The organism is Siphonobacter sp. SORGH_AS_0500, assembly GCF_002838835.1.
GTDB lineage: Bacteria > Bacteroidota > Bacteroidia > Cytophagales > Spirosomataceae > Siphonobacter.
Genome location: NZ_NHPP01000011.1, coordinates 135149 through 142308, shown reverse-complemented (window position 1 = coordinate 142308; position 7160 = coordinate 135149). Strand labels below are relative to the sequence as shown.

The 7160-nt window shown below is 42.4% G+C and carries 8 protein-coding genes; 2 read left to right on the top strand and 6 right to left on the bottom strand.

What is annotated here, in order from left to right; genetic code table 11:
• On the bottom strand, window positions 1-183 hold a 183-nt coding region (locus BWI96_RS14080; RefSeq protein WP_157830368.1), incomplete at its 3' end, for a hypothetical protein.
• A gap of 446 nt (window positions 184-629) precedes the next feature.
• Here BWI96_RS14080 and fusA point away from each other — a divergent pair.
• Complete coding sequence (gene fusA / locus BWI96_RS14085; protein WP_106637260.1) at window positions 630-2723, top strand: elongation factor G; 2094 nt, start codon at window positions 630-632, stop codon at window positions 2721-2723.
• 162 nt (window positions 2724-2885) lie between these two features.
• Window positions 2886-3191 carry a 30S ribosomal protein S10 gene (rpsJ, locus tag BWI96_RS14090; protein WP_094811061.1) on the top strand — a complete coding sequence of 102 codons (306 nt, stop codon included), beginning with the start codon at window positions 2886-2888 and terminating at the stop codon, window positions 3189-3191.
• Window positions 3192-3286: 95 nt separating this feature from the next.
• Here the strand turns inward: rpsJ and BWI96_RS14095 are convergent, their stop codons facing one another.
• The 5 genes from BWI96_RS14095 to BWI96_RS14120 form a co-directional block, all read right to left on the bottom strand.
• Window positions 3287-3955, bottom strand: a complete 669-nt coding sequence (locus BWI96_RS14095) for a sterol desaturase family protein (RefSeq protein WP_232793734.1) — start codon at window positions 3953-3955, stop codon at window positions 3287-3289.
• Between the two features lie 134 nt (window positions 3956-4089).
• Entirely contained in the window at window positions 4090-4452 is a 363-nt protein-coding gene (locus tag BWI96_RS21655; RefSeq protein WP_157830369.1) for a hypothetical protein, read from the bottom strand.
• 55 nt (window positions 4453-4507) lie between these two features.
• Window positions 4508-4870: a hypothetical protein gene (locus tag BWI96_RS14105; protein ID WP_106637263.1), complete on the bottom strand. Its 363-nt coding sequence runs from the start codon at window positions 4868-4870 to the stop codon at window positions 4508-4510.
• Window positions 4871-4942: 72 nt separating this feature from the next.
• Complete coding sequence (locus BWI96_RS14110; protein ID WP_106637264.1) at window positions 4943-5305, bottom strand: hypothetical protein; 363 nt, start codon at window positions 5303-5305, stop codon at window positions 4943-4945.
• A 423-nt stretch (window positions 5306-5728) separates the two neighbouring features.
• The gene (locus tag BWI96_RS14120; RefSeq protein WP_157830371.1) at window positions 5729-7147 is read right to left on the bottom strand and encodes a hypothetical protein; all 1419 of its coding nucleotides are present in this window, start codon (window positions 7145-7147) and stop codon (window positions 5729-5731) included.
• Between the last annotated feature and the right edge of the window lie 13 nt (window positions 7148-7160).

Here is a 7160-nt window from a genome sequence, read left to right as displayed (position 1 = left end):
CTGCAGGGAAGCGGACTTTTGCTGGCAGTCGCCGAGTTCGACGCGGATGCGTTCAGCCAGGCGGGCGTTTTCGGCCTGGAGGTCGTTGACCTGGGTTTGCAGGGCCCGGGCTTTTTTCTTGCTCACGCAGGAGCTGGTCATTACGGCTGTGGACAGAGCCAGCATTACCCAAATTTTTCTCATAATTGTGTGGTAAGGTTTAGCGAAATGGATTCACTGTTGTAAAAAGACTCGCAAAAAAGATAAAAAAATGCTACGATGTCAAACCCTTTCATGTTAAGGACTTGTTAAAGTAGCCTAAATACCTTACCCCGAAAAGTTGGAAGGTAAGTGACTGGTAAATAAAATTATACAGAATGGGAATGATCTGAAGGGGCTTCGTGTTATTGCTATAATGACCCCCAGCGTATCTGCAATGTCCCGGCTCAATGCCCGAAAATCAGTATTTCGGGCAGAAATAAAAGTTAACTTCCAATGAGCCAAAAAATTACCTTGAATTAGCACTAGTATTTTTCTAATAATTCGTCTATTTTTGCACCCCGATTGCCGGACTGTAAAATTTCGTTAGTTCTCGAAATTCCCGGCAGCCAAGGGATCCGTACGGAAACAAACACAATCAAAAACCAATAATGGCAAGAGATTTAAAATTCACTCGAAACATTGGTATTGCCGCCCACATTGATGCCGGGAAAACGACCACTACGGAGCGTATTCTTTACTATGCGGGTGTTAGCCACAAAATCGGTGAAGTACACGATGGTGCTGCTACCATGGACTGGATGGAGCAGGAGCAGGAGCGTGGTATTACCATTACTTCCGCTGCTACGACAGTAAACTGGAAGTATCGTGATAACTCTTATCACATCAACATCATCGATACTCCGGGTCACGTTGACTTTACGGTAGAAGTAAACCGTTCATTACGTGTACTCGATGGTCTGGTATTCCTTTTCAGCTCAGTTGACGGCGTTGAGCCTCAGTCTGAGACGAACTGGCGTCTGGCCGATAACTACAAAGTTCCCCGGATCGGTTTCGTTAACAAAATGGACCGTTCAGGTGCTGACTTCCTGAATGTAGTGAAGCAAGTAAAAGAAATGCTGGGTAGCAATGCAGTACCTCTGCAATTGCCTATCGGTGCGGAAGATGGTTTCCGTGGCGTAGTTGACCTGGTAAACTTCCGTGGTATCATCTGGAATGAAGCTGACAAAGGTATGACCTTCGAAGTGGTCCCCATTCCTGAAGATATGCTGGAAGAAGCTACTGAATACCGCGAGAAATTACTCGAAGCAGTAGCTGAATACGACGAAACGCTGATGGAAAAATACTTCGAAGATCCTGAGTCGATCTCTGAAGATGAAATCCTGGCTGCTCTTCGTGCCGCTACGATCGAAATGAAAATCGTACCTATGTTGTGCGGTTCTTCATTCAAAAATAAAGGGGTACAAACGATGCTTGACTACGTGATGGCTCTGATGCCTTCTCCGCTGGACAAAGAAGCAATCGTTGGTACAAACCCTAACACGGATGCTGAAGTAGTTCGTCACCCAACGGAAGCGGATCCTTTCGCAGGTTTAGCATTCAAAATTGCTACGGATCCCTACGTAGGTCGTCTGTGTTTCGTACGTGCTTACTCTGGTGTATTGGAGGCTGGTTCTTACGTTCTGAACACGCGTTCAGGAAACAAAGAGCGTATCTCTCGTATCTTCCAGATGCACGCTAACAAGCAAAACTCAATCGATCGTTTAGCGGCTGGTGATATTGGTGCAGTAGTTGGTTTCAAAGACATCAAAACGGGAGATACCCTTTCTGATGAGAAGAACCCAATCATTCTGGAATCCATGGATTTCCCAGATCCCGTTATCGGTTATGCCATCGAGCCTAAGAAATCGGCTGATCAGGATAACTTCTCTAAAGCGATCACAAAACTGATCGAAGAAGATCCTACGTTGAAAGTTGAAACCAACGAAGAAACAGGTCAGACGATTATGCGTGGTATGGGTGAGCTTCACTTGGAGATCATCATTGACCGTATGCGTCGTGAGTTCAAAGTGGAAGTAAACCAGGGTGCTCCTCAGGTAGCTTACAAAGAAGCTCTGACGAAGAGTGCTGAACACCGTGAAGTTTACAAGAAGCAAACGGGTGGTCGTGGTAAATTCGCCGATATCGTATTCGAAATCGGGCCACGGGAAGATGGTAAGCCAGGTCTGGAATTTGTGAACGAAATCGTGGGTGGTACGATCCCCCGGGAATTCATTCCTGCGATCCAGAAAGGTTTCGAAGAGGCTATGAAAAATGGTCCTCTGGCTGGTTACCAAATGGATTCTATGCGAGTTCGTCTGTACCACGGTTCTTTCCACGATGTCGATTCAGATTCGCTGTCATTCGAAATGGCTGCTCGTCTGGGTTACAAAGAGGCAGCTCGTTCCGCTGGTGCGAAACTGATGGAACCTATCATGGCCGTTGAAGTATTGACTCCAGATGAGTACACCGGACCTATCACGGGTGACTTGAACCGTCGTCGTGGTATCATGAAAGGTATGGATACTCGTAATGGTGCTCAGGTAATCAAAGGCGATGTACCTCTGTCAGAACTGTTCGGTTATGTAACGGATCTGCGTACGATGTCTTCAGGTCGTGCCACGGCTAACTTGACTTTCTCTCACTACGAATTCGTTCCACAAAACATTGCGGAAGAAGTAGTGAAGAAAGCAAAAGGCTTATAATTTTTAGTTGATAGTTAATGGTTATTAGTTGATAGTACTAAAATCTAACAACTAATAACCAACAACAAACAACCAAACCAAGAATTCCCTGCCGGAGTAAATGGTTCTTTCGGCGAAGGGTTTGCGGAAACGCATTTTTTAACGAACCAGTTATTAACTCTGATGAGCCAAAAAATTCGCATTAAGCTCAAGTCATTTGACCACAATTTAGTGGACAAATCGGCTGAACGCATCGTGAAAGCCGTTAAGGCTACGGGTGCTGTGGTAAGTGGTCCTATCCCCTTGCCTACTGATAAGCAAATCTATACCGTACTGCGTTCACCTCACGTTAACAAAAAAGCTCGCGAGCAATTCCAGCTTTGTACGTACAAACGTTTAGTTGATATCTACTCGACTTCAGCTAAAACGGTAGACGCCCTGATGAAGTTAGAACTTCCTTCAGGTGTTGACGTAGAGATCAAAGTTTAAGTAGCTTAAGTACTAAAAAAGCCCGTCTTCGAAAGGAGACGGGCTTTTTTAGTTTTACAGAAAAGCTAATAATACCATTGGATTGAGTTTAATAATCATTCTTTATGCACATCTTTAAACTTAATCATATCTAGTAGCCGTTCTTCTTTTTCTGGATCGAAACCGCAGGAGGTCTTGAATTCTTTGGGATTTTCATACGTGCCGAAAAGCATATCCCACCAGACAATATCGCCGTAATTATTGGTGTGTTTATTATACTCATGATGGATGCGATGCATTTCGGGTCTTTGAAAAACATAACCAATCCACTGAGGCGTTCGGACGTTGGTGTGATAAAAAAATTCTCCTAAAGCCGTACAAAGCGTATAAATAGCTCCTGCTTCCATCGAAAGCCCCAGAAAAGTATACACCAGCAAACTGCCAATGATGGAATTGACGGTCATTTCCAGAGGGTGTTTGTAAAAAGAAGTAATCACCTCCAGCCGTTGCGGGCTGTGATGGATTTGATGGAAATGAAGCCACAGGAAATCATTGGTGTGCCGCCAGCGATGCCACCAGTAAAAGACGAAAGTTGCGATGAAATAGGCCAAAACACCGCCTCCAACATTGCCGATGTAAGACGATACATGTAGAACACTCCAAGCAGATAACCACTTTTCCCAGGTATACCCTGCCAGGGTTACAACACCGAGTTGAATAAAGTTAACCCCTAGTACCCGAACGGTCCAGGTAGGAACCTCTGGAAGCTTCCAGCCAGGGAGCATTCTTTCCAGAGTAAAACAAAAACCAAATACTAAAAAGATGTAGACTAGCATGAAGGTAGAGCGTTATTGAACGACTCAAAACTCATGCTTAGGGGGTTACAATCCTTTTACAAATGTTAAATAGTTAATAATGCTTATTTAACTATATCTACTCTACTGACACTAGGAGGCATTTCTTGATAGGGTAATCGATAAGAAGGGTAAGAATACTCGTAGATTCGCCAGAACTGCCAGGGTTTGATTTGAAAGTTTCGGTAAAGAACGGTATCCTCAGGATGGCGTTTTTTGTAGGCTTCGAATTGGGAAACGATATCTTCGTATCCATTTCTGCCCCAAACAGAAAAGCCTCCTTTTTCGCTAATAAAATGATGATCTGGACCCTTGAAAGTGAGATTACCTGTAAAAAAAGAGATAAAAAAACTGACGATGGGAATATTGGAAACTGCGATAATAAGTAGCACAGTAACAGTCCAAACAATAACTTTTTTCTTATGCATCGTAATTGTTAATAGTACCTCAGCGGCTAAAATCTAACCGCTGAGATATGGATTACTATTTAACTATGTCCACTTTACTGACATTAGGAGGCATCGGCTGGTAAGGGAGTCTATATGATATTTCAGTATATTCGTAGATTCTCCAGAATTGCCAGGGCTTAATTTGAAAGTTTCTGTAGAGAACGGTATCTTCAGGGTACCGTTTTTGGTAGGCTTCAAATTGCGATAAAACATCTTCAGAACCTGTCCTACTCCAGACTGAAAACCCACCTTTCTGGCTGATATAATGATAATCAAGATTCATCATGCTTAGGTTACCCGTAAAGAAAGAGATAAAAAAACTAACGATGGGAATATTGGAAACTGCGATAATAAGTAGTACAGTAACAGCCCAGATAATAACTTTTTTCTTTTGCATGACGATAGGCTAGAAATGATAGGTCATCCACCGGCTAGTGTTGTTTATAGTCGATGGATGAGACACCTGTTGTTATTTGATTATATCATCTGCAGGCACGTTAGGAGGCATTTCTCGATAGGGAAGTCTGTAATATGGATTTGTATATTCGTAGATTCGCCAGAATTGCCAGGGCTTGATTTGAAAGTTTCTGTAGAGAACGGTATCCTCAGGATGGCGTTTTTTGTAGGCTTCAAAGTGGAATACAATGTCTTCGTATCCATTTCTTGCCCAGACAGAAAACCCTCCTTTTTCACTAGTGAAGTGAAAACTTGCTTCTTTTAAATATAGGTTACCAGTGAAGAAAGAAATAAAGAGGCTGATAATAGGAATATTGGAAATGCCCACGAAGAGTATAAGAATGATACTCCAGATAATAACTTTTTTCTTATGCATCGTAATTGTTAATAGTACCTCAGCGGCTAAAGTCTAACCGCTGAGGTATGGATTACTATTTAACTATATCCACTCTACTGACATCAGGAGGCATTTCTCGATAGGGTAATCGATAAGGAGGGTCAGAATATTCGTAGATTCGCCAGAATTGCCAGGGCTTGATTTGAAAGTTTCTGTAGAGAACGGTATCCTCAGGATGGCGTTTTTTATAGGCTTCAAATTGAGAAACAATGTCTTCGTATCCATTTCTTGCCCAGACAGAAAAGCCTCCTTTCTCACTAGTGAAGTGAAAACTTGCCCGTTTAAAGTAGATGTTACCGGTATAGACAGAAATAAAGAGGCTGACTATAGGAATATTACAAATGCCCACGAAGAGTATAAGAATGATACTCCAGATAATAACTTTTTTTTCTTTTGCATGGCTTAATTGCAGTTAGTAGTAGAAGGAGATTTCAGGCCATCGCCCGTAGTAAGTTTATTACCATAAGTTGATATTTTTTCTCTTAAGTCTTCTCCCAAATCGCCTGGATTTTTGCCTTGGCCTAGAGGCCCTATCCAACCGGAACCTGCGGGTAACGAGATATAAGGAGAGAGTAAGTTACAGGCAAACGTTGTGCAATTATTGTCAACTAAGTTATAGGCAGGGGTATCTAGATTTTTAAGGTAATAAATTACGTCTTTAAACTGACTGGCTGTCATATTTACCTTAAGCGAAACATCGTATTCGGTATTGCCATCGTCTCCCCAAGCCCCTGCTGTATAAATACCTGTCATAGCAGTCAATTCGCTCTGTACGTAAAATCCGATAACTAATCTTATAATTTCTCCCGTGTTGGAATCAACTCTTTCCAGTCCAAAATAGGTATGACCAGGCATTCGATCTGTATAAGAGTGCTTAACTTTATCTCTAGTACCAGCTTTGGGTTGATCTACATACAACGTGACGGAATATTTATAATTACTACTTGAAGGGATTGCTCCAAAACAATTTAGCTTTTGTTTTAGGTTCAAGGGAATGTCAGGGCCTAATACTTTGTATTGGCGTAGAAATCTTTGTTCTTCTGGATTGGGAATGGGATCAGAATCACCTCCTCCATTACTGCTACTTCCGCCGGGGCCACTAGAAGTTCCAGAATTCGTATAACCTCCCGATCCGCTTGAGGAATCGTTAGTGTCGGTTTCCACACATACCGTAGTGGACTCACTGCCATTATAGGTCCATTCGGAACAGTAACCACCTGCACAAGCCTGATAATAATAATCAATGCTATAAGTAGTACAGGTAACCACTCTGCGGCCTCCTTTATCTATTGGTTTAATGGTCGCAACGAGCTTCCCGTTCTTATAAATCTTACCTGAAAGAAGATTTTCGTTCCAGTCATACAAAAGAATTCGTCCTCTGAAACCCTCAGGAATTTGCTTATAAAACAAATGCTGTTTCAAGAGAAAGTTTTCTGATTTTTTGAAGTATTCACCTCCCGCTGAAATTTTCATGACGAAAGATTGGTAAGGTTTACCAGCGGGCTTGATAATAACCAGTTTAGTTAACAGTGAGAGCTGCGGGTTAGCTTTAATAGTCTTTAGGGGTTCCTCATCACCATGTTGTAAGGAAAGGGTCATTCCGGTATTTTTTTCATACGTGAGCGGAATTTCAAGAATTAGCGTATCCCCTAGCGTATAGGTAGTTGCTTTCGCCCATTCGGTCAGTTTGGTAAAAATGTTAAATCCTTTGTTAAGGGGTCTTGTTGCCTGGTGCTGGTTTTGTTCAAACCAATCTTTGGCTTCCTGAACAGGTTTTTCGAGTGTGGATAAATTAGGATCAGCTTCTTTCTGGCAGGCCAAGGGCATAAAAAGT

Bases quoted from the DNA above. Each gene is read 5' to 3' on its own strand.
- fusA (WP_106637260.1), top strand. From the start codon at position 630: ATGGCAAGAGATTTAAAATTCACTCGAAACATTGGTATTGCCGCCCAC.
- rpsJ (WP_094811061.1), top strand. From the start codon at position 2,886: ATGAGCCAAAAAATTCGCATTAAGCTCAAGTCATTTGACCACAATTTA.
- BWI96_RS14095 (WP_232793734.1), bottom strand. From the start codon at position 3,955: ATGCTCCCTGGCTGGAAGCTTCCAGAGGTTCCTACCTGGACCGTTCGG.
- BWI96_RS21655 (WP_157830369.1), bottom strand. From the start codon at position 4,452: ATGCATAAGAAAAAAGTTATTGTTTGGACTGTTACTGTGCTACTTATT.
- BWI96_RS14105 (WP_106637263.1), bottom strand. From the start codon at position 4,870: ATGCAAAAGAAAAAAGTTATTATCTGGGCTGTTACTGTACTACTTATT.
- BWI96_RS14110 (WP_106637264.1), bottom strand. From the start codon at position 5,305: ATGCATAAGAAAAAAGTTATTATCTGGAGTATCATTCTTATACTCTTC.